This window comes from Pseudomonas sp. BT-42-2 (genome assembly GCF_025847435.2).
GTDB classification, from domain to species: Bacteria; Pseudomonadota; Gammaproteobacteria; order Pseudomonadales; family Pseudomonadaceae; genus Aquipseudomonas; species Aquipseudomonas urmiensis.
The window spans coordinates 59,378-81,023 of the sequence record NZ_JAOYTM010000011.1; the positions used below are offsets into that span (position 1 = coordinate 59,378).

Annotated in this window: 17 protein-coding genes; 11 read left to right on the plus strand and 6 right to left on the minus strand. The window is 62.7% G+C overall.

The features are described from left to right. Positions 1-8 precede the first annotated feature (8 nt). The 5 genes from fadA (at position 9) to OIU19_RS13625 (ending at position 5,265) form a co-directional block, all read left to right on the plus strand. Entirely contained in the window at positions 9-1,184 is a 1,176-nt protein-coding gene (fadA, locus tag OIU19_RS13605) for an acetyl-CoA C-acyltransferase FadA (RefSeq protein ID WP_186556329.1), read from the plus strand. 79 nt (positions 1,185-1,263) lie between these two features. Continuing rightward, positions 1,264-1,515 (plus strand): DUF1653 domain-containing protein, encoded by a 252-nt coding sequence (locus OIU19_RS13610; protein WP_186556330.1) that lies wholly within the window; start codon positions 1,264-1,266, stop codon positions 1,513-1,515. Between the two features lie 100 nt (positions 1,516-1,615). Next, complete coding sequence (topA, locus tag OIU19_RS13615; protein ID WP_264235427.1) at positions 1,616-4,228, plus strand: type I DNA topoisomerase; 2,613 nt, start codon at positions 1,616-1,618, stop codon at positions 4,226-4,228. Between the two features lie 231 nt (positions 4,229-4,459). Beyond that, on the plus strand, positions 4,460-4,981 hold the full coding sequence (locus OIU19_RS13620; protein WP_264235428.1) for a DUF6586 family protein: 522 nt from the start codon (positions 4,460-4,462) through the stop codon (positions 4,979-4,981). Between the two features lie 50 nt (positions 4,982-5,031). After that, entirely contained in the window at positions 5,032-5,265 is a 234-nt protein-coding gene (locus OIU19_RS13625) for a hypothetical protein (RefSeq protein WP_138220148.1), read from the plus strand. Positions 5,266-5,309: 44 nt separating this feature from the next. Here the strand turns inward: OIU19_RS13625 and sulA are convergent, their stop codons facing one another. Next, positions 5,310-5,786 carry an SOS-induced cell division inhibitor SulA gene (gene sulA / locus OIU19_RS13630; RefSeq protein WP_264235429.1) on the minus strand — a complete coding sequence of 159 codons (477 nt, stop codon included), beginning with the start codon at positions 5,784-5,786 and terminating at the stop codon, positions 5,310-5,312. Between the two features lie 13 nt (positions 5,787-5,799). Continuing rightward, positions 5,800-6,408 (minus strand): transcriptional repressor LexA, encoded by a 609-nt coding sequence (gene lexA, locus OIU19_RS13635; protein ID WP_264235430.1) that lies wholly within the window; start codon positions 6,406-6,408, stop codon positions 5,800-5,802. Between the two features lie 234 nt (positions 6,409-6,642). On the opposite strand from lexA, the gene OIU19_RS13640 reads away from it, so the two are divergent. Genes OIU19_RS13640 through nagZ form a run of 3 tightly spaced genes read left to right on the plus strand, consistent with a single transcriptional unit; the run spans position 6,643 to position 8,948 of the window. Next, entirely contained in the window at positions 6,643-7,356 is a 714-nt protein-coding gene (locus OIU19_RS13640; protein ID WP_264235431.1) for a TetR/AcrR family transcriptional regulator, read from the plus strand. Positions 7,357-7,402: 46 nt separating this feature from the next. Further along, positions 7,403-7,927 (plus strand): L,D-transpeptidase, encoded by a 525-nt coding sequence (locus OIU19_RS13645; protein WP_186556336.1) that lies wholly within the window; start codon positions 7,403-7,405, stop codon positions 7,925-7,927. Positions 7,928-7,949: 22 nt separating this feature from the next. Beyond that, positions 7,950-8,948 carry a beta-N-acetylhexosaminidase gene (gene nagZ, locus OIU19_RS13650; protein ID WP_264235612.1) on the plus strand — a complete coding sequence of 333 codons (999 nt, stop codon included), beginning with the start codon at positions 7,950-7,952 and terminating at the stop codon, positions 8,946-8,948. Between the two features lie 97 nt (positions 8,949-9,045). Here nagZ and OIU19_RS13655 read toward each other — a convergent pair whose 3' ends face one another. From OIU19_RS13655 to mfd, 3 genes are read right to left on the minus strand one after another with little or no spacing between them, the layout of a single operon-like run. Continuing rightward, positions 9,046-12,357 (minus strand): DEAD/DEAH box helicase, encoded by a 3,312-nt coding sequence (locus OIU19_RS13655; protein ID WP_264235432.1) that lies wholly within the window; start codon positions 12,355-12,357, stop codon positions 9,046-9,048. A gap of 1 nt (position 12,358) precedes the next feature. Continuing rightward, complete coding sequence (locus OIU19_RS13660) at positions 12,359-12,931, minus strand: peptidoglycan binding protein CsiV (protein WP_264235434.1); 573 nt, start codon at positions 12,929-12,931, stop codon at positions 12,359-12,361. Positions 12,932-12,941: 10 nt separating this feature from the next. Next, positions 12,942-16,391: a transcription-repair coupling factor gene (gene mfd, locus OIU19_RS13665; RefSeq protein ID WP_264235435.1), complete on the minus strand. Its 3,450-nt coding sequence runs from the start codon at positions 16,389-16,391 to the stop codon at positions 12,942-12,944. Positions 16,392-16,559: 168 nt separating this feature from the next. Here mfd and OIU19_RS13670 point away from each other — a divergent pair, with 168 nt between their 5' ends. From OIU19_RS13670 to sthA, 3 genes are all read left to right on the plus strand, one after another. Further along, on the plus strand, positions 16,560-18,023 hold the full coding sequence (locus OIU19_RS13670; RefSeq protein WP_186556340.1) for a glyceraldehyde-3-phosphate dehydrogenase: 1,464 nt from the start codon (positions 16,560-16,562) through the stop codon (positions 18,021-18,023). Positions 18,024-18,271: 248 nt separating this feature from the next. Then, positions 18,272-19,270: an FAD:protein FMN transferase gene (locus OIU19_RS13675; RefSeq protein ID WP_264235436.1), complete on the plus strand. Its 999-nt coding sequence runs from the start codon at positions 18,272-18,274 to the stop codon at positions 19,268-19,270. Between the two features lie 210 nt (positions 19,271-19,480). Next, positions 19,481-20,875, plus strand: coding sequence for a Si-specific NAD(P)(+) transhydrogenase (sthA, locus tag OIU19_RS13680; RefSeq protein ID WP_186556342.1), 1,395 nt, complete (start codon positions 19,481-19,483; stop codon positions 20,873-20,875). A 42-nt stretch (positions 20,876-20,917) separates the two neighbouring features. Here sthA and OIU19_RS13685 read toward each other — a convergent pair whose 3' ends face one another. Then, positions 20,918-21,640: a glycerophosphodiester phosphodiesterase gene (locus tag OIU19_RS13685; RefSeq protein ID WP_264235437.1), complete on the minus strand. Its 723-nt coding sequence runs from the start codon at positions 21,638-21,640 to the stop codon at positions 20,918-20,920. Between the last annotated feature and the right edge of the window lie 6 nt (positions 21,641-21,646).

Genomic DNA, 21,646 nt, shown 5'->3' on the forward strand with positions numbered 1-21,646 from the left:
GTATTGATATGAGCCTGAATCCAAGAGACGTGGTGATTGTCGACTTCGGTCGGACCCCGATGGGCCGTTCCAAGGGTGGCATGCACCGCAACACCCGTGCCGAAGACATGTCCGCGCACCTGATCAGCAAACTGCTGGAGCGTAATGACAAGGTCGATCCAAAAGAAGTCGAGGACGTGATCTGGGGCTGCGTCAACCAGACCCTGGAGCAGGGCTGGAACATCGCCCGCATGGCCTCCTTGATGACCCAGATCCCGCACACCTCGGCTGCGCAGACCGTCAGCCGCCTGTGTGGCTCGTCGATGAGCGCGCTGCACACCGCCGCCCAGGCGATCATGACTGGCAATGGTGACGTGTTCGTCATCGGTGGCGTCGAGCACATGGGCCACGTCAGCATGATGCATGGCGTCGACCCTAACCCGCACATGTCGCTGCATGCGGCAAAAGCCTCGGGTATGATGGGCCTGACCGCCGAAATGCTCGGCAAGATGCATGGCATCAGCCGTGAACAGCAAGATGCCTTTGGCTTGCGCTCTCACCAGCTCGCTCACAAGGCGACCTTGGAAGGCAAGTTCAAGGACGAGATCATCCCGATGCAGGGTTATGACGAAAACGGCTTCCTCAAGGTCTTTGACTTCGACGAAACCATTCGCCCTGACACCACCCTGGAAAGCCTGGCCGCCCTCAAACCTGCCTTCAATCCAAAAGGTGGTACGGTCACTGCCGGTACTTCTTCGCAGATCACTGACGGTGCTTCGTGCATGATCGTCATGTCTGGCCAGCGCGCCATGGACCTCGGCATCCAGCCGCTGGCGGTGATTCGCTCCATGGCAGTAGCTGGCGTCGACCCGGCAATCATGGGTTACGGCCCGGTGCCATCGACCCAGAAAGCCCTCAAGCGTGCCGGCCTGACCATGGCCGATATCGACTTCATCGAGCTCAACGAAGCCTTCGCCGCACAGGCCCTGCCAGTGCTGAAAGATTTGAAAGTGCTCGACAAGATGAATGAGAAGGTTAACCTGCACGGCGGCGCCATCGCTCTGGGACACCCGTTCGGTTGCTCTGGTGCTCGTATTTCGGGCACCCTGCTCAACGTCATGAAGCAAAATGGCGGTACCCTGGGCGTCGCCACCATGTGTGTAGGCCTGGGCCAAGGCATCACCACTGTCTTCGAACGCGTCTGATCGCGATCGCTAGGCAGCAACCGGGGCCATGTGCCCCGGTTTTTGTTTTTTACAGAATTTGTTCAAGAGGGTCAGCGAGATGCACATACAGCCAGGCGTATACCGCCACTACAAGGGCCCTGAGTATCGTGTATTCGGCGCTGCGCGGCACTCCGAAAGCGAAGAGTGGGTAGTCTTCTACCAATGCCTGTATGGTGATTACGGGCTTTGGGTGCGACCCCTTTCGATGTTCCTGGAGTCAGTCGAGGTTGACGGCGAGCAGGTGCCACGCTTTGCTTTGGTCACGGCCGAAGAAGGGCGGTTCGAGCATCCCGGTGCAGACCAGGCTTAGTCGACTGCGCTTGACCTCACCCTGTTGCCACTATATATAGCGGTGCCGCGTGCGGCACCTGACGCGTTTTTCATCTTCAGATTCAGGAATACTCCGATCCATGGGCAAATCGCTGGTCATTGTGGAATCCCCGGCCAAGGCCAAGACCATCAACAAGTACCTGGGCAGCCAGTACGTGGTGAAGTCGAGTATCGGCCACATCCGTGACCTCCCCACCAGCGGTTCGGCCAGCACCAGTAAGGAGCCGGCGGCCAAGCGTGGCAAGGCTGCAGCGGGTGAGGCGCCGACCTTGTCGCCGAAAGAGAAGGCTCGGCGCCAGCTGGTCGCGCGTATGGGCGTCGATCCGGATGCGGGCTGGAAGGCCAAGTACGAGATCCTGCCGGGCAAGGAAAAGGTCATCGACGAGTTGCGTCGTTTGGCTAAAGATGCCGACACCATCTATCTCGCGACCGACTTGGACCGCGAAGGGGAGGCGATTGCCTGGCACCTGCGTGAGGCCATCGGCGGTGACGACACTCGCTACAAACGCGTGGTGTTCAACGAAATCACCAAGAAAGCCATCCAGGAGGCGTTCTCGCAGCCAGGTGAGCTAGATATCGACCGGGTCAACGCCCAGCAGGCACGGCGCTTCCTCGACCGCGTCGTGGGCTATATGGTCTCGCCGCTGCTGTGGTCGAAGATCGCCCGTGGCCTGTCGGCAGGTCGCGTGCAGTCGGTAGCGGTCAAGCTGGTGGTCGAGCGTGAGCGCGAGATTCGTGCCTTCAACCCTGAAGAGTACTGGGAAGTGCACGCCGACCTCGGCACCGCCAAGGATGCCAAGGTGCGTTTCGAAGTGGCGCGCGAGAAGGGTGAAGCCTTCAAGCCGCTCAACGAAGCCCAGGCCATGGCTGCCCTGGACAAGCTCAAGGCCTCCAGCTACAGCGTGGCCAAGCGCGAAGACCGGCCAACCAGCAGCAAGCCTTCGGCGCCGTTCATTACCTCTACCCTGCAGCAGGCCGCGAGCAATCGCCTGGGCTACGGCGTGAAGAAGACCATGATGATGGCGCAGCGCTTGTACGAAGCCGGCTACATCACCTACATGCGTACCGACTCGACCAACCTGTCGGCTGACGCTGTGGACATGGCTCGCAGCTACATCGAGAAAGAATTCGGCAAGCAGTACCTGCCTGAAGCGCCGATCGTGTACGGCAGCAAGGCAGGCGCACAGGAGGCGCACGAGGCGATTCGTCCTTCCGATGTCAACACCCATCCCACCAAGCTCAGTGGCATGGAGCGTGACGCCGAGCGTCTGTACGAGTTGATCTGGCGCCAATTCCTGGCCTGCCAGATGCCGCCTGCGCAGTACCTGTCCACCAGCGTCACAGTCAACGCTGGTGACTTCGAGCTGCGTGCCAAGGGCCGTATCCTCAAGTTCGACGGTTACACCCGGGTGCTGCCGCAACAGAGTAAGCCAGGCGAAGACGATGTGCTGCCGGACATGGCCCAGGGCGAGGCGCTCAAGCTGATCAAGCTCGACCCAAGCCAGCACTTCACCAAGCCGCCGGCGCGCTTTACCGAAGCCAGCCTGGTCAAGGAAATGGAAAAGCGTGGCATTGGCCGTCCATCGACCTATGCGGCAATCATTTCCACCATTCAGGACCGTGGCTATGTGACCCTGCATAACCGCCGCTTCTACTCCGAGAAGATGGGTGACATCGTCACCGAACGTCTGTCGGAGAGCTTCTCCAACCTGATGGACTACGGCTTTACCGCCGACATGGAAGAAAACCTCGACGACGTCGCCCAGGGCGAGCGCGATTGGAAGAACGTTCTCGACGAGTTCTACGGCGACTTCAGCAAGAAGCTGCAGACTGCCGAGTCGTCGGAAAACGGCATGCGCGCCAACCAGCCGACCATGACCAACATTCCGTGCAAGGAATGCGGCCGCCCGATGATGATTCGTACCGCCTCCACCGGCGTGTTCCTTGGCTGCTCGGGCTACAGCCTGCCGCCTAAAGAGCGCTGCAAGGCTACCGTCAACCTGGTGCCAGGCGACGAAATTGCCGCCGACGACGAAGGTGAGTCGGAGTCGCGGGTGCTGTTGGGCAAGCATCGCTGCCCGATCTGCGCCACAGCGATGGATGCCTACCTGCTCGATGAGAAGCACAAGCTGCACATCTGCGGTAACAACCCAGATTGCGTCGGCTACGAGATCGAACAAGGCAGCTACCGCATCAAGGGCTACGAAGGGCCGAGCCTGGAGTGCGACAAGTGCGGCAGCGAGATGCAGCTCAAGACTGGCCGTTTCGGCAAGTTCTTCGGTTGCACCAACCCTGCGTGCAAGAACACCCGCAAGCTGCTCAAGAGCGGCGAAGCGGCGCCACCGAAGATGGACAAGGTGGACATGCCGGAGCTCAAGTGCGAGAAGGTCAACGACACCTACGTGCTGCGTGACGGCGCATCGGGGTTGTTCCTGGCTGCCAGCCAGTTCCCGAAAAACCGCGAGACGCGTGCACCGCTGGTAATGGAAATCATCCCGCACAAGCACGAGATCGATCCAAAGTATCACTTCCTCTGCGAAGCGCCGCAGAAAGACCCGGAAGGTCGCCCGGCGGTGATCCGCTACAGCCGTAAGACCAAGGAGCAGTACGTGCAGTCCGAGGTCGATGGCAAGCCGACGGGTTGGAAGGCGTTCTACGATGGCAGCGTGTGGAAGGTAGAAGACAAGCGCTGATATCGCACTGCCTTTCTTGATATGGGGCCGCTTTGCGCCCCTTCGCGGGCAAGCCCGCTCCCACAGGGATTGCGCCGCTTCTCAGGATAAGCGCAATAACTGTGGGGGGCGGGCTTGCCCGCGAAACAGCTCCAAAAACAGCTATGCCCCGCGATATTTTTGAGCTTGCGAGAGGGCGGGGCGATGGCTGAAACTGGGCTATCGCCTTGCAGCCTTTGGGAGGGCATTGAAATGGCCCAGGAACTCTACACTCGCACCAACCAGAAACTGTTCTTTGCCGGTCTTGCACTGGAATCCATGGCCAAGGCTGAGCAAAGCCGGGCGATGAACGCCCAGGGGTTGATCCAGGCCGAGCGCGAATCGGCGCTGTTTCACCTGTACGGCGCGCTGCTGGGGTTGTGCCACGAAATCGGTGGTTTCTATCGTCTGCCCCAGGCTAGCGCCGCGCGTGCTGAGGTGTTGCTCAACGATGAAGTCCTGCAAAGCGTGGCGATTCCGGAAATGGCCGAGATGCTCGAACTGGCGCGCCAACCGGAAACCTGGCTGGCGCAATTGCTAGCAGCTTATGCCGATTTGTTCCGACCACCTGTCGCCAAGAAAGTCGCCAAAACCGACGTTACCCAGCCGCTGATTCAAGCCATAAATCTCGACGAAGCCGAGCAGCCCGCGCTATCTCGGGAAGAACTGGAAAGCTGGCGGAAAAATCTGAAAGATCTGGTGCGACGTTTTCGTGACGCGTTGAGTGAGTGCTGATAGGCCACTTGGCTGGTACAATGCCCGCCTTTCGTGGAGAACAGCCCTTTATGTCAACGTCCTTTCTTGAAATTGTAGAGTTGCCTGATGGCCGGATCGAGCTGCGTCGCGCCGAAGATGAAGGCTCTCTGGTAACCCTGGATTTCTCCGAGGACGCCAAGGCATTCCTGCAGGGACAGCACGTTGAAGTGGCCAAGGCCATGCTCAGTGTTGGTGTGCAGATGGCAGGCAAGCTGGTCGAAGGTGACTTCGAACGCGAAGAAGGCCCGCGCGTTCTGCACTGAGTATCAGCTACACGATAGCGATCAATACAGGCAAAGCCTGAACATCAGCCGAGGCGGATGTTCAGGCTTTGTGCATTTCCACTGTTGGCAGCGCGGATCAGCTGCTGACGGGTGTTGGCGTTGAGGTTGCCCAGCCAGCTGACCACGGTGTGGCTGTGGCCCAGGCGCAGGGCTTCACAGGCCAGCTGCAGGGCGCTCTGGTTGCCGCCCGGTTGCAGCAGCAGGATGCGTTCGCGGTTAAGGCCTGCATCGCGCAGCCAGGCCTGGGTCAGGCTGGAGGGTGGGGCGATCAGGGTCAGCCAGCGTGCATCTTGCTCTTCGCTCAGGTCGCGTAGCACAGGCGCCAACAGGCTTTGGCAGTGACCCGGCGCACCGCGCAGGGCCAGTTCGCTGAACCGCTCGGGCTGGCTGCTCTTGCGCGCGCGTGCGCTAGCCTTCAGGCCCGGCAGTACCGGTGCGGCCAGAAAGGCTTCGAACAGCGGTAGCTGGGCGGACTGGGGTGCGTGGATGAACTGCTGCATGGCGCCTCCTGGATCAGCGGCGTATGACGCCGACACTCAAGCCCTCGATAACCAGCTCCTGTTGTTTCAGGTCGACTTCGATGGGGGCGAATTCGGGATTCTCGGCGATCAGCCAGACCTTGCTGCCTTCGCGCTTGAAGCGCTTGACGGTCACTTCATCACCGATACGGGCGACGACGATCTGGCCATTACGGGCCTCGCGGCAGGTGTGTACCGCCAGCAGGTCGCCGTCGAAGATGCCGACGTCCTTCATGCTCATGCCGTGGACACGCAACAGGTAGTCGGCAGGAGGGTGGAAGAAGGTCGGATTGATGTTGCAGGATTGCTCGATGTGCTGCTCGGCGAGAATCGGCGCACCGGCCGCGACCCGGCCGATGATCGGCAAGCCGCTCTCTTCCGCCTTGGCTTCGTGGCCAGGGATGCGGATGCCGCGGGATGCACCTGGGGTCATCTCGATTGCACCCTTGCGGGCCAGGGCCTTGAGATGCTCCTCGGCAGCGTTGGGCGACTTGAAGCCCAGTTCCTGGGCAATCTCGGCACGCGTTGGCGGGAAGCCGTTGTCGTCGAGGCAGCGTTTGATGAAAGCCAGGATCTCGGCTTGGCGTGGCGTCAGTTTCAACATGGCGAGCGCTCTGTCTTTTTATACAGTGACTGGGATTATATACAGTGTATGGCCCGCTGCAAGCAGTTAACTGAAGAAGATGCGTGAGGGGGCGTATTGCGGGGGCTGCAGCTTGAAGCGCAGCGCTGTGTTTTAATGGCGACCCATGGGTCACCGAGCCTTGACAGATGATGGTCTGAAACGTATGTTTCAAACAACTGTTTGTCAGGCCCCGTCCCGGAGTAGTGAGTAGTCATGGCCCAATCGGAAACCGTTGAACGCATTCTCGATGCTGCCGAGCAGCTATTCGCGGAAAGGGGGTTCGCGGAAACCTCGTTGCGGCTTATCACCAGCAAGGCCGGGGTCAACCTGGCGGCGGTGAACTATCACTTCGGCTCCAAGAAGGCCCTGATCCAGGCAGTCTTCTCGCGCTTCCTCGGCCCCTTCTGTGCCAGCTTGGAGCGTGAGCTGGAGCGTCGCCAGGCGCGTCCGGAGAGCAAGCCCAGCCTTGAAGAACTGCTCGAGATGCTGGTCGAGCAGGCGCTGGTAGTGCAGCCGCGCAGCAACAATGACCTGTCGATCTTCATGCGTTTGCTGGGCCTTGCGTTCAGTCAGAGCCAGGGCCACCTGCGGCGTTACCTGGAAGACATGTACGGCAAGGTATTCCGTCGTTACATGTTACTGGTCAATGAAGCGGCCCCGCGTATTCCGCCGCTCGAATTGTTCTGGCGGGTGCACTTCATGCTCGGCGCCGCGGCGTTCAGCATGTCGGGTATCAAGGCCCTGCGGGCGATTGCCGAGACCGATTTCGGTATCAATACCTCGATCGAGCAGGTCATGCGCCTGATGGTGCCGTTCCTGGCGGCCGGTATGCGCGCCGACAGCGGTGTCACCGATGAGGCCATGGCCGCAGCGCAACTGCGCCCGCGGGCCAAGTCAAGCGCCTCCAGCACCCCCGCCAAGGCCTGAGCGCCGAGGCTGGGCGAGCAAGAGCAGTTGGGCTAAGCTAGCGCCCATGCCCGACCTCGATTTCCTGCACATTTCCCTCGCCGACCAGCACCTCTACGGTTTTGCCCATGGGCAGTTGCGTCTGCGCCTGGCGGTTTCCACCGCGCGCAACGGTGCCGGTGAGCTCAATGGTTCGGGTTGCACCCCACGCGGCCTGCATCAAGTGCGGGCCAAGATCGGTGCCGGCTTGCCCCTCGGCGCGGTGTTGAGCAGTCGCCGCTGGACGGGTGAGGTGTGGTCGCCGGCGCTGCACGCAGCATTTCCCGGGCGCGACTGGATCCTCAGTCGCATCCTCTGGCTCAGTGGCTGCGAACCCGGGGTCAATCGTCTGGGTCGGCGCGACACGTTTCGCCGCTATATCTATCTGCACGGCACGCCGGATACGCAACCGCTGGGTATACCTCTGTCCCATGGCTGCGTACGCCTGCGCAATGTTGATTTACTGGACCTGTTCGATCGCGTGCCCGCCCACTGCCCGGTGCGGATCGACGAGGCCGCATGCCCGCAATGGCTTTCCCTGAATATCGAATGAAGGACTTTCCATGACTGCCAGCCTGCAAGGCTCCCTGATGGTCGACATCGCCGGTCTCTGGCTGACCGCCGAGGACCGGCATCTGCTGCGCCAGCCCGAAGTGGCCGGCCTGATCATCTTTGCGCGTAACATCGACAGCCCGCGCCAGGTGCGTGAGCTGTGCGCCTCGATTCGCGCCATTCGCCCTGACCTGATTCTTGCCGTCGATCAGGAAGGTGGCCGGGTCCAGCGCTTGCGCCAAGGCTTTGTGCGCCTGCCAGCGATGCGCGCAATCGCCGATAACGACAACGCCGAGTACCTGGCCGAGCAGTGCGGGTGGCTGATGGCCACCGAGGTGTTGGCGGTAGGCTTGGACTTGAGCTTCGCCCCGGTGCTGGATCTTGATCATCAGCGCAGCGCAGTGGTGGGTAGTCGTGCGTTCGAGGGTAATCCTGAGCGTGCCACGCAGCTGGCCGGTGCGTTCATCCGCGGTATGAATGCTGCGGGTATGGCCGCTTGCGGCAAGCACTTCCCGGGGCATGGTTGGGCTGAAGCGGATTCGCATGTGGCGATTCCTACTGACGAGCGCAGCCTTGAGCAACTGCGCCAGGCCGACCTGGTGCCCTTCACCCGTCTGAGCGGTCAATTGGCGGCGGTAATGCCGGCGCATGTCATTTACCCGCAAATCGACACTCAGCCTGCTGGTTTTTCCCGACGCTGGTTGCAGGACATCCTGCGCGGCGAGTTGGGCTTCGACGGGGTGATCTTCAGTGATGACCTGTCGATGGCTGGGGCGCATGTGGTGGGCGATGCTGCCAATCGGATCGAGGCGGCGTTGACTGCCGGTTGCGATATGGGCCTGGTATGCAACGACCGGGCGGCGGCGGAGCTGGCGCTGAGTGCGGCGCAGCGCTTGAAGGTCAAGCCTTCGCCGAGGATTGCCGGGATGCGCGGACGTGGTTTTGCACGCACCGATTATCGGCAGCAGCCGCGTTGGCTGGAAGCGTTGGGGGCCTTGAGAGAGGCGCAGCTGGTCGATTGACAGGTTGGCCCTCATCGCGGGGCAAGCCCGCTCCCACAGATCTTATCCATCTCTGTAGGAGCAGGCTCGGCCCGCGATGCGGCTGTGGCAATTATGGCTACTTGCCGCGCTTGCCTGGCAACGGCGCGAACAGCGCTTCAATCTCCTCATCCCCAAGCCGCCACTGCCCGGCCTGGCCGCCATCCAGCAGCCCGGCTGCCAGTGCCGCTTTCTCTTGCTGTAGCAGCTGGATCTTCTCTTCCACGGTTCCTCGGGTAATCAGCTTGAACACGAATACCGGTTTGTCCTGGCCGATGCGGTAGGCTCGGTCGGTAGCCTGGTTCTCGCTGGCGGGGTTCCACCACGGGTCATAGTGAATCACGGTATCAGCCGCAGTCAGGTTCAAGCCGGTGCCGCCGGCCTTGAGGCTGATCAGGAACACCTCGCTATCGCCCTTCTGGAACTGCTGCACCGGCGCGCGCCGGTCACGGGTGTCGCCGGTCAGTAGGCTGTAGCGGATCTCGCGTTTCTCAAGCTCTTGCTCGATCAGCGCCAGCATCGAGGTGAACTGCGAAAACAGCAGTACCCGGCGGCCTTCGCTGAGCAGCTCTTCGAGCATCTGCATCAGGCTGCCTAGTTTGCCTTTGTCGGCCTGGTTGCCTTTGCTCTCCACGCTCTTGACCAAACGCAGGTCGCAGCACACCTGGCGCAGCTTGAGCAGCGCGTCGAGGATGACGATCTGGCTGCGCGCTGCGCCATTGCGCGCCAGCTCGTCGCGGACCTTCTTGTCCATCGCCACCCGTACCGCTTCATAAGTGTCGCGCTGGGCGTCGCTGAGCTCGACCCAGTGAACCATCTCGGTCTTGGCGGGTAGATCCTGCGCCACCTGCTCTTTGGTGCGTCGCAGCAGGAACGGGCGGATGCGACTGGCCAGGTGGGCCATGCGTTCGTGGTCGCCGTGGCGCTCGATCGGGGTGCGGTAGTCGTGGTTGAAGCGTTTGAGATCGCCCAGCCAGCCGGGCATCAGGAAGTGGAACAGCGACCATAGCTCACCCAGGTTGTTTTCCATCGGTGTGCCCGTCAGGCATAGGCGCTGAGTGGCTTGTAGCTCGCAAACGGCCAGGGCGGCCTTGCTGGTGCTGCTCTTGATGTTCTGCGCCTCGTCGAGCACTAGCGTATGCCAAGGCTGTGCGCGTAGGTGTTCAAGGTCGCGCGGCACCAGGGCGTAGGTGGTCAGAACCAGGTCGTACTCACTGAGCGTGGCAAAATGCTTGCTGCGGCCTGGGCCGTGCAGGGCGAGTACGCGCAAGTCGGGGGCGAAGCGCTGGGCCTCGTCCAGCCAGTTGGGTACCAGGCTGGTGGGCATGACCGCCAGGGCTGGCTGCTGCAGGCGTCCGTGCTGCTTTTCCAGCAGTAGGTGGGCGAGGGTTTGCAGGGTCTTGCCCAGGCCCATGTCGTCGCCAAGGATGCCGCCGGTGCCCATCTCGCGCAGCGCCTGTAGCCAGTTCAGGCCCTGTTGCTGGTAAGGGCGCAAGGTGGCCTTGAGCTGTTTGGGCGCCTCGACCTCAAGCTCGCGGGCGTCACGCAGGCGCCGACCGAGGCCGCGTACGTGCTCGCCGCCTTCCCAGTGCAGCGGCAGGTGCTCGATATCGTTCAGGCGGGCGGCGTCGGCGCGGTCCAGGCGCAGGGCGGGGCCTGCGGCGTCCTCGTGCAGGTAGAGCTCGCCGAGGGTGCCCATCACCGCCTTGATGCGGCCGTAGGGCAGGGCTACCCGCAGGGCCGGGCTCTCTGGTCGGCCCCGGTTGAGGTCGATCAGCAGGTGTTCATCGTCATTGCGCCGGGCCAGCTCGCTGGGGCGCAATAGCTCGGGGTTGCTGCGCAGTAGCTGCAGGACGATCGGCAGCAGGCTGTGGCGTTCACCATCGACGACGATGCCCAGCTCCAGATCGAACCATTCATGGCCAGGGGCTTCCTCGACCGTGGCGTACCAGTCGTCCACCTCGTGCAGGTTGAAGGCGAAGTCGCGGTGTACTTCGACCTCCCAGCCGGCCTCGCGCAGGCGCGGCAGGCCTTCGCGGGCGAACTGCAGCCAGGCTTCATCGTCGGGCAGTTGGTGCATGTCGCCAGCGCTGTCGGGCAGGGCCTTGCTCTGCCGGGTGGCCGGCTTGAAGCCGAACTCACGCAGGGTTTTGCGAATGGCCTGCTCGGCCTGGGGTTGGCGCTGGATGCGCTGGCTGGTCTCGCCGACCAGGCGGGTCAGCGGTTTGTCATCAGTGCCGGTGGCGCGCAGGCCGTCGTAGTCGAAGGCGAGGGCGGCGCGGTGTTGCATCTGGCGCTGCATGCGTCCGGTCTTGGGCATGTAGGCGCTGAATTCGAGGCTGCCCAGGGTCAGCCGCGGCGTGGGGGTGAGGCTATCAATGGTTTCACTGCGCACTGGCGTTGGCGTTGGCACGTGACGGTTCAGGGCGTTCAGGCGATGGCTCAAGGGGATGACCAGGTGTTCGGGTACGGTAGGTGCACGTGCTAGTTGGCTGGCTATGAAGGGGTCCAGGTCGTGGCTGAGCTTACCCGCCAGGTGATTTTCGGTATCGATGTAATACAGCGGGTCGAGCGGCAGGGCGAGCAGGGGCATGTGTTCATCGTGGTACCAGGCGCCGCGATAACTGCCGTTGTTCAGCCGCACCCAACGAAACGCGGCATGCCGTACCGGCCCGGCGGCGAGGGTTGCCTGGGGCTCGGCGAGCAGCACCCGCCCGGTTGCCAAGGCGTACTCCAACAGCTCCGCACCCTTCTTGCCTTCCAGGCAAAGCATGGGCAGTGCTGCGCCTCTGCTCTGGGTATCGATCAGGCGTAGCACGCGTGCGTCTTCGTCGGTGACGTAGCGCGGGGTGTAGTAGATCATCTCCGGCATCGAGGTGATCCGGCTCAGCTTCAGGTGGCCGTCGGCTTGCGGCGTGCCCTTCATCGCTGTCAGCAGCCAGCGCTGTTGATCAAGGCTGATCTGGTAATAGATGGCCGGGCCTTTGCGCGAGGCTTCGCGGGCTTTGGCTGCTGGGGTTGGCGTTTCCAGGCCCTCCACCCATTTGCTCAGTTCGTGCGGCAAGGCCAGCGTGTGGTCGTTCAGTGCTGGCCGATCGCCCTGCAGATGAAAAAGGGCGGCGGCGCAGTGCTTGCAGTTGATCCCGACCGGGCAGGAGCAGCGTGCTAGGACCCGCAGCCTGCCAGCATTCATCACCAGGTTGATCTTCTGGCTGTAGAGATGCCGAGCAGAGCCGGTGCAGGTCGACTCGATGGTGTTGTCGTGGATCGAGTGGAGGGTCACGCGGTCCTGTGCCGCATAGTCGCGACCACGCCCAAGGGCGCCGGGATCAAAATCTGCGGTCCAGCTTTCGTGGTCCCTGAGCAGTTGCCGCGCCTCGCTCTCGCTCACTTCACTGCTCCATCATCTCCGGATCCATCACCGGCAGCTTGCGCGCACCAACCGGCGCGACTTTCAGCAGCAGGGCCAGATGCCCACCATCGAGGAAGGTCAGTTGGCCGCTCTTCATATTGCTGTTGGTTTGCTTGAACTGCTCGCTGCGCAGCACGCTGCCATTGCCGTCGAGTTGGTTGACCCAGAAGTTCGCCTCAACTGCGATGAAACGGCCTTCGGTAAGGCTCAGGTTGCCTTCGATGGGAAAGTGGCCAAATTGCTCTTCACCCGCGCCGACGGCAATCCGGCTTGGCTCGCTGCCAAGCTGTTGTTGCCAGGCCTTGTGCAGCAGCACGGTGTAGCTGGGCGTCGCTTCCAGGCGAGTGGCCTCATCGCCCAGCACGGGCGGACGTTCAGCGTCCTTGGCCAGGCGTGGGGCGCCGGCGCTCCAATCTTCCGGGGCGAACTGGCTGGTCACTGCCGGCACCTCGTTCTGGCGCACCAGAATCATTTCTACCTGATACAGGCCTTCGGCGAAGGCGGCCGGCGCAAACAGCGTCAGCAGCAAGGTCAGGCAACGGATGGCACGCATGGATCTTCCTTCAGGCAGTCTGTGGGGTCAGGCGCTCGAACAGCGCCTCCAGGGTATTGAAGCGTTCGTCGGGGCGTTCCATCGGCACCAGGAAACGGAACTGGGTTGCGCCTTCGAACTTATAGCGTTTGGGCTGGCCCTGGATCAGTTTGATCAGGGTCAGCGGGTCGACCGGCGTCTCGGCCTCGAACTCGATCTTGCCGCCATTGGGGCCGCCATCGACTTTCTTGATGCCGAGCTTTTCCGCCTGCAGCTTGAGCTGGGTCAGGCGGATCAGGTTCTTGGTCGGCTCCGGCAGCAGGCCGAAGCGGTCGATCATTTCCACTTGCAGGTCCTTGAGACCTTCTTCGTCGGCCGCCGAGGCGATGCGCTTGTACAGGATCAAGCGGGCGTGCACGTCGGGCAGGTAGTCCTCGGGGATCAGTGCCGGCAGGCGCAGGTTGATCTCCGGGCCGCCGCCCAGAGGTTGCTCAAGGTTTGGCTGGGTGCCCTTGCGAATGGCCTTGACCGCGCGCTCGAGCATTTCCATGTAGAGGGTAAAGCCCACTGCCTGGATTTGCCCGCTCTGGCCTTCGCCGAGCAGCTCACCGGCGCCACGGATTTCCAGGTCGTTGGTGGCCAGGACGAAGCCTGCGCCCAGGTCCTGGGTGTTGGCGATGGCCTCCAGGCGTTTCTCGGCGTCGCTGCTGATTTTCTGCCGGGCTGGCGTGAGCAGGTAGGCGTAGGCCTGGTGGTGGCTACGACCGACCCGACCGCGCAGCTGGTGCAGCTGGGCCAGGCCGAACTTGTCGGCACGCTCGATGACGATGGTGTTGGCGCTGGGCACGTCGATGCCGGTCTCGATGATGGTCGAGGCGATCAGCACATTGAAGCGCTTGTGATAGAAGTCGCTCATCACCTGTTCCAGCTCACGTTCGCGCATCTGCCCGTGGCCGATGCCGATACGAGCTTCGGGAACCAGCTCGGCGAGGTCGGCGGCGCATTTTTCGATGGTTTTCACATCGTTGTGCAGGTAGTACACCTGGCCGCCCCGCAGCAGCTCACGCAGGAGTGCTTCCTTGACCGTGCTGTTGTTCTGCTCCATGACGAAGGTGCGCACCGACAGCCGGCGCGCCGGCGGGGTGGCGATGATCGACAGATCGCGCATGCCGGCCACGGCCATGTTCAAGGTGCGCGGGATAGGCGTGGCGGTCAGGGTGAGGATATCCACTTCGCTGCGCAGGGCCTTGAGCTGTTCTTTCTGACGCACGCCAAAGCGGTGTTCTTCGTCGATCACCACCAGGCCGAGGTCTTTGAAGCGCACATCGTCCTGCAGCAGCTTGTGGGTGCCGATGAGGATGTCGATCTTGCCTTCGGCGAGGTCTGCGGCGGCGCTGGCGATATCCTTGGCCGACTTGAAGCGGCTCATCACCTCGACCGTCACCGGCCAATCGGCGAAGCGGTCACGGAAGCTGTTGTAGTGCTGCTGGGCGAGCAGGGTGGTGGGCACCAGCACAGCCACCTGGCGACCGCTGTGCACGGCGATGAAAGCGGCACGCATGGCCACTTCGGTCTTGCCAAAGCCGACGTCGCCGCAGACCAGGCGGTCCATCGGCTTGCCGGCCAGCATGTCGGCGCGCACCGCTTCGATGGCGTTCTGCTGGTCGGGGGTTTCCTCGAACGGGAAGCCGGCGCTGAAGGTGGCGTAGTCGGCGGCAGGGTCGGCGAAGGCATAGCCTTTGCGCGCGGCGCGGCGGGCATAGATGTCGAGCAGCTCGGCGGCGACGTCACGCACTTGCTCGGCAGCTTTGCGCTTGGCCTTCTGCCAGGTTTCCGAGCCCAGGCGGTGCAACGGCGCCAGGGCGTCATCGCTGCCGGTGTAGCGGGCGATCAGGTGCAGGTTGGCGACCGGCACATACAGCTTGGCGTTCTCGGCGTATTCGAGGGTCAGGAACTCGGCGGCCTGGCCATCGATTTCCAGCGTTGCCAGGCCCAGGTAGCGGCCTACGCCATGGTCGATGTGCACCACCGGGGCGCCTTCGCGCAGCTCGGTAAGGTTCTTGATCACCGCGTCGTTGGCAGCTTCGCCGCGTTTTTCACGGCGGCGGCGCTGCATCACCCGTTGGCCGAACAGCGGGCTTTCGGCGATCAGGGCGATGGCTGGGTCGTCCAGCAGCAGGCCATCGTCGAGTGGGGCGATGGTGATCGCCAGGCGCTCTTTGCCGGTGACGAAGTCGGTCCAGCCTTCGACTGTCTGGGGCCGTAGCTTGAGGCGTTCGAGCAGCTCCAGCAGCACCTCGCGGCGGCCTGCCGATTCAGCGGTGAACAGCACCCGCCCAGGGAACTGGTCGAGGAAGTTCGCCAGTGCCGCCAGAGGCTGGTTGGCCTTGGCTTCGATGGCCAGGTTGGGCAGGGCGCGCGCCGGGAAGCGTTCGCGGCCGGCGGCGGGCTCGACGTCGTCACTGCTGACCACCACGCGTGGCCACTGTTTGAGCTGGGCGAAGCAGTCCTCGACCGGCAGGAACAACTCTGCTGGCGGCAGCAGCGGGCGGGTCAGGTCGCCGCGGCGATCCTCATAGCGCCCACGCACATCATTCCAGAAGTGCTCCGCCGCCTGTTCGACGCCCGGCAACGAAAACACCTGGGTGTCGGCCGGCAGGTAGTCGAACAGGGTCGAGGTTTCTTCGAAGAACAGCGGCAGGTAATACTCGATGCCGGCCGGAATGATCCCGCTGGCCAAGTCCTGGAAGATCGCGCTGCGGCGGAAATCGACATCGAAGCGTTCGCGAAAGCGCGCCTTGAAGCGGGTCACTTCCTCTTTTTGCATCGGGAACTCGCGCGCCGGCAGCAGGCGCACCGAGTCGACCTTGTCGATCGAACGCTGGGTTTCCGGGTCGAACGTGCGCAGGGTCTCGATTTCGTCGTCGAACAGGTCGATCCGGTAGGGCAGCTTGCTGCCCATCGGGTAGAGATCGATCAGTGCCCCGCGCACGGCGAACTCGCCATGCTCGTAGACGGTGTCGACGCAGCGATAGCCGCTGGCCTCCAGGCGGGTGCGCATCTGTTCGACGTCAATCGTCTGGCCAACGTCCAGCACCAGGCTGCTGCCGAGCAGGAACCGCGTCGGCGCCAGGCGGTGCAGGGCAGTGGTGATCGGCACGACCAAAATGCCGTGATCCAGCTCTGGCAGCCGATACAGGCTGGCAATGCGCTGGGAGATGATGTCCTGGTGCGGCGAGAACAGGTCGTAGGGCAGGGTTTCCCAGTCGGGGAACGGCAGCACCGGCAGCTGCGGGGCGAAGAAGCGCAGCTCCTGCTCCAGACGATCGGCCGCCTGGCTGTCGGCGGTCAGCAACAGGGTGAACCGGCGGGCGCCGCTGGCGGCCTCGGCGATGGCCAGGCTGAGGGCGGCACCGGGCAGGTTGCCCCAGGTTTGTTTGCCGGCTGTGGCCGACATTTGCGGTAGGCGCAGAACTGACACGGGAGATTGCACTCCAAGCGTTGCGGCAAAGAGGTCGATTGTACCGACGCCAGTGCCGGCTGTCAGGCTCGCGAGGGCCAGAACAGCGCGGTGTGGCGACGGCGACAGGCGCTCATTGCCCGATACGCTGTGGGGCGTCATAATGTAGCCCCTTTTTTCTCCCCCTACATGTGGAAGGTTCCCGTGACTCAGAAGCCCGACCAGTGTCTTGGTGAGTGGATCGATCGTGAAGCGCTTGCTGAAGCGATGATCCCGCTTATCGGTCAGCTCTACCGCAATAACAACGTGGTGAGCTCGATCTATGGCCGCAGCCTGATCAACCGTTCGGTTATCTCGATCCTCAAAGCCCACCGCTTTGCGCGTCACCGTCAGAGCGACGAGACCGAGCTGTCCGTCCACGAGACATTCCCGCTGCTCAAAGCGATGAGCGAGCTGAAACTGGGCGCCGCTTCGGTCGACCTGGGCAAGCTGGCCAACAAGTTCAAGCTCGAAGGCAATGGCCGCAGCGCCGAGCAGTTCGTGCGCGAAGAGCTGGCTGACGTGGTTGGCCAACAGAACGCCTCGGCGCGCAAAGGCACCGACGTTGTCCTGTACGGCTTCGGTCGCATCGGCCGCCTGCTGGCGCGCATCCTGATCGAAAAAACCGGTGGTGGCGACGGCCTGCGTCTGCGCGCCATCGTCGTGCGCAAAGGCGCCGAGAACGACCTGGTCAAGCGTGCCAGCCTGCTGCGTCGTGACTCGGTGCACGGCCCGTTCGATGGCACCATCACCATCGACGAAGCCAACAACACCATCACCGCCAACGGCAACCTGATCCAGGTTATCTACGCGAAGAACCCAAGCGAAGTCGACTACACCCAGTACGGCATCGAAAACGCCCTGATCGTCGACAACACCGGCGTATGGCGTGACGCTGACGGCCTCGGCCAGCACCTGGCTTGCCCGGGCGCTGCCCGCGTGATCCTCACCGCGCCTGGCAAAGGCGCGCTGAAGAACATCGTGCATGGCATCAACCATGGCGACATCAGCGCAGATGACAAGATCATCTCCGCCGCCTCCTGCACCACCAACGCCATCGTGCCGGTGCTCAAGGCGATCAACGACCAGTACGGCATCGTCAATGGTCACGTCGAAACCGTTCACTCGTTCACCAACGACCAGAACCTGATCGACAACTTCCACAAGGGCAGCCGTCGTGGCCGCGCCGCGCCGCTGAACATGGTTATCACCGAAACCGGTGCTGCCACTGCTGCTGCCAAGGCGCTGCCAGTGCTCAAGGGCAAGCTGACCGGTAACGCGATCCGCGTTCCGACGCCTAACGTGTCGATGGCCATCCTCAACTTGAATCTCGAGAAGGGCACCAGCCGCGAAGAGATCAACGAGTACCTGCGCCAGACCGCCATGCACTCCGAGCTGCACAAGCAGATCGACTACGTCAGCTCGCAGGAAGTGGTTTCCACTGACTTCGTAGGCTCGCGCCACGCTGGTGTAGTGGACGCTGAAGCGACCATCTGCAATGACAACCGCGTTGTTCTGTACGTCTGGTACGACAACGAATTCGGCTACAGCTGCCAGGTGGTTCGTGTGATGGAAGACATGGCCGGTGTGAACCCGCCAGCGTTTCCACGCTGATTCGCTTGTAAGGCAATGAAAAAACGGGAACCTTTGGGTTCCCGTTTTTTTTGTCCAGCCTATTGTGGTATCTGTGCTGGCGCTATCGCGGGGCAAGCCCGCTCCCACGTAGCCCGCTCCTGCGCAGTCTAGTTTCCCCCGTAGCCTAGTCTCCCGCGTAGCCCATGCGCCCCCGCAGCTTGTGTTGTTATACGTGGGAGCGGGCTTGCCCCGCGATAGCGCCGGCCCAGACAACCGAGACTCAATGAATGCGCGCAACGCTCCTGCTCACCCTGCTACTGCTTGGCGCCTGCGACCAGCGCTCAACCCTGGAGCGCCTCAGCGGACCGACCATGGGCAGCAGCTACAGCATCCAGTACGTGCGTGAAGCCGATGGCCCGCCCCCCGAGCAGGTCCGCCAAGCCGTCGAAGCGATCCTGCACGACATCGACCAGCACTACTCCACCTACCGCAGCGATTCCACCGTCAGCCAGTTCAATCAGCTCCCCGCCAATCAGTGCCTGGCCATGCCCGCCGACCTACTTGAATTGGTCGACTTCGGCCAACACCTGGCCGAGCAGAGCGCTGGCGCCTTCGATCTGACGGTCGAACCCTTGCTCGACCTGTGGGGCTTCGGCCCCCAAGCCCGTCATGAGCGGGTTCCTGATCCGCACGCTTTGGCCCAGGCCCGCCAGCGCGTCGGCTACCAGCACCTGCGCAGGGAACCGGGCATGCTGTGCAAGGATGGCGCAGTAGAACTCGACTTCAACAGCATCGCCGCCGGCCATGCCGTCGACCTGATCGCCCAGCGCTTGGCTGCCATGGGCATTGCCAACTTCCTCGCGGAAGCTACTGGGGAGCTCAAGGCAGTAGGGCGCAAGCCCGATGGCAGTCCCTGGCGGATCGCCCTGGAACTGCCGCGCGCAGACCGCCAGATCGCCCGCCAGGTGATCAGCGTCAATGGCCTGGCTGTATCGACCTCGGGTGACTATCGCAACTATTTCGAGGAGAATGGCCGGCGCTATTCGCACACCTTCGATGCGCGCCTGGGGCGGCCGGTCGAACATGAGCTGGCTGCGGTGACCGTGCTCGATGCCTCGGCGCTGCAAGCCGACGGCTATTCGACCTTGTTGTTGATCATGGGACCGGAGCGCGGCTGGGATTACGCCGTCGCCCACGACATCGCCGCGATTCTGGTGACCCGGGTCGAGGGTGGCTTCGTCTCTCAGGCTACGCCCGGCTTCGAGCGGGCAGTGAAAGGCGAGTGAAAGCGTAGGCAGGGATGATCGGCGCCAGGGAATCGGTGAACGATAACGACAATGTAGTGCAGGCAAAAATGGCCTACGACGCGACCAAGGGTTAATGTGCGCGGCGTTCACGCTTGATTAGACTGCACCCGAATTTTCTCATGGCGCCCCGGCGACATGATCGAGTCCCGCGGCTACCGTGGCCGGCGGGCGAGTTCTGAAGGAGTACGCATGGCTGTCTACAACTACGACGTAGTGGTGCTGGGTTCCGGCCCGGCCGGAGAAGGTGCGGCAATGAACGCCGCCAAAGCAGGGCGCAAGGTGGCGATGGTCGATAGCCGTCGCCAAGTCGGCGGCAACTGCACCCACCTGGGCACCATCCCGTCCAAGGCACTGCGTCACTCGGTGCGGCAGATCATGCAGTTCAACACCAACCCGATGTTCCGTGCCATTGGTGAGCCGCGCTGGTTCTCCTTCCCGGACGTGCTCAAGAGCGCCGAGAAGGTCATCTCCAAGCAAGTCGCCTCGCGCACCGGCTACTACGCGCGCAACCGTGTCGACGTGTTCTTCGGCACCGGCAGCTTCGCCGACGAGCAGACCGTCGAAGTGGTCTGCCCCAATGGCGTGGTCGAGAAACTGGTCGCCAAGCACATTATCATCGCCACCGGCTCGCGCCCCTATCGCCCAGCCGATATCGACTTCCATCACCCACGGGTCTACGACAGCGACACCATCCTCAGCCTGAGCCACACCCCGCGCAAGCTGATCGTCTATGGCGCCGGCGTGATCGGTTGCGAATACGCCTCGATCTTCAGCGGCCTGGGCGTACTGGTCGAACTGGTCGATAACCGCGGCCAGTTGCTGAGCTTCCTCGACTCGGAAATCTCCCAGGCGCTGAGCTACCACTTCAGCAACAACAACATCACCGTGCGCCATAACGAGGAGTACGAGCGAGTCGAAGGCTTGGACAATGGGGTGATCCTGCACCTGAAGTCGGGCAAGAAGATCAAGGCCGACGCCTTGCTGTGGTGCAACGGCCGCACCGGCAACACCGACAAGCTGGGCTTGGAAAACATCGGCATCAAGGTCAACAGCCGTGGCCAGATCGAGGTCGACGAGGCTTACCGCACCACCGTGCCGAACATCTATGGCGCGGGTGACGTGATCGGCTGGCCGAGCCTGGCCAGCGCTGCCCACGACCAGGGTCGTTCGGCGGCCGGCAGCATCGTCGACAACGGCAGCTGGCGCTTCGTCAACGATGTGCCGACTGGCATCTACACCATTCCGGAGATCAGCTCGATCGGCAAGAACGAGCAGGAGCTGACCCAGGCCAAAGTGCCTTATGAAGTCGGCAAGGCGTTCTTCAAGAGCATGGCCCGCGCGCAGATCGCCGGCGAGCCGCAAGGCATGTTGAAGATCCTGTTCCACCGCGAGACGTTGCAGATCCTCGGCGTGCACTGCTTCGGCTACCAGGCTTCGGAGATCGTCCACATCGGCCAGGCGATCATGGATCAGCCGGGTGAGCGCAACACCCTGAAGTACTTCGTCAACACCACCTTCAACTACCCGACCATGGCCGAAGCCTATCGGGTAGCGGCCTACGACGGCCTGAACCGGCTTTTTTGAGCGGCTCCGGCCGGTGGCCTGAGCCGGTCGGGGAGTGCGGGTTCAGTCCTTCCCAAGGGTGGTCTTGGCCAAACCGGGAAAGTCTGTAATCAGGCTATCAGCGCCAAAGTCGGCGAGTCGGCGCATCAGTGCCGGCTCGTTGACCGTCCACACCGACACGTGCAACCCCTGGCGCTGGGCCTTGATCAGGCGCTCTGGGGTGCATAGCGTCCAGTTCAGTGCCAGTATCTGGCAGTTGTAGTTCTGCGCGACCTTCAGCGGGTCGAGCCAGGCATATTCGGCGACCAACCCACGCGACACGTCCGGGACCAGCTCCAGGGCGGCGCCGAGCACTTCCCGCGAGCTCGAGGTGATGGTGATCTTGTCCAGCAGGCCGTATTGCTGGGCCAGTTCGCGAATCGCCAGCACAGTGCTGGCAGCGCGGGTGCGCGAGGCGCTCTTGACCTCCAGTTGCCAATGCTCGAAATCACACTTCTCGAACAGCTCCTCAAGACGAGGAATGGGGCACGGCTGGACATGCCCTGGGCCGCCCTTGCGGGCGTCGTAGGTGGCAAGGTCGGCGGCAATGTGCTCGACCACCTTGCCGCGCCGGCCGGTGGTGCGTTTGAGGGTCGGGTCGTGGATTACCATCAGCTGGTTGTCGGCCGACAGGTGCAGGTCCAGCTCGCAACGGTTGACGCCGTGCGACAAGCACTTGCGAAAGCTGGTCAGGGTATTTTCGGGCGCTTCGCCCTTGGCGCCGCGATGGCCGTAGATCAGGGTCACGTTCGT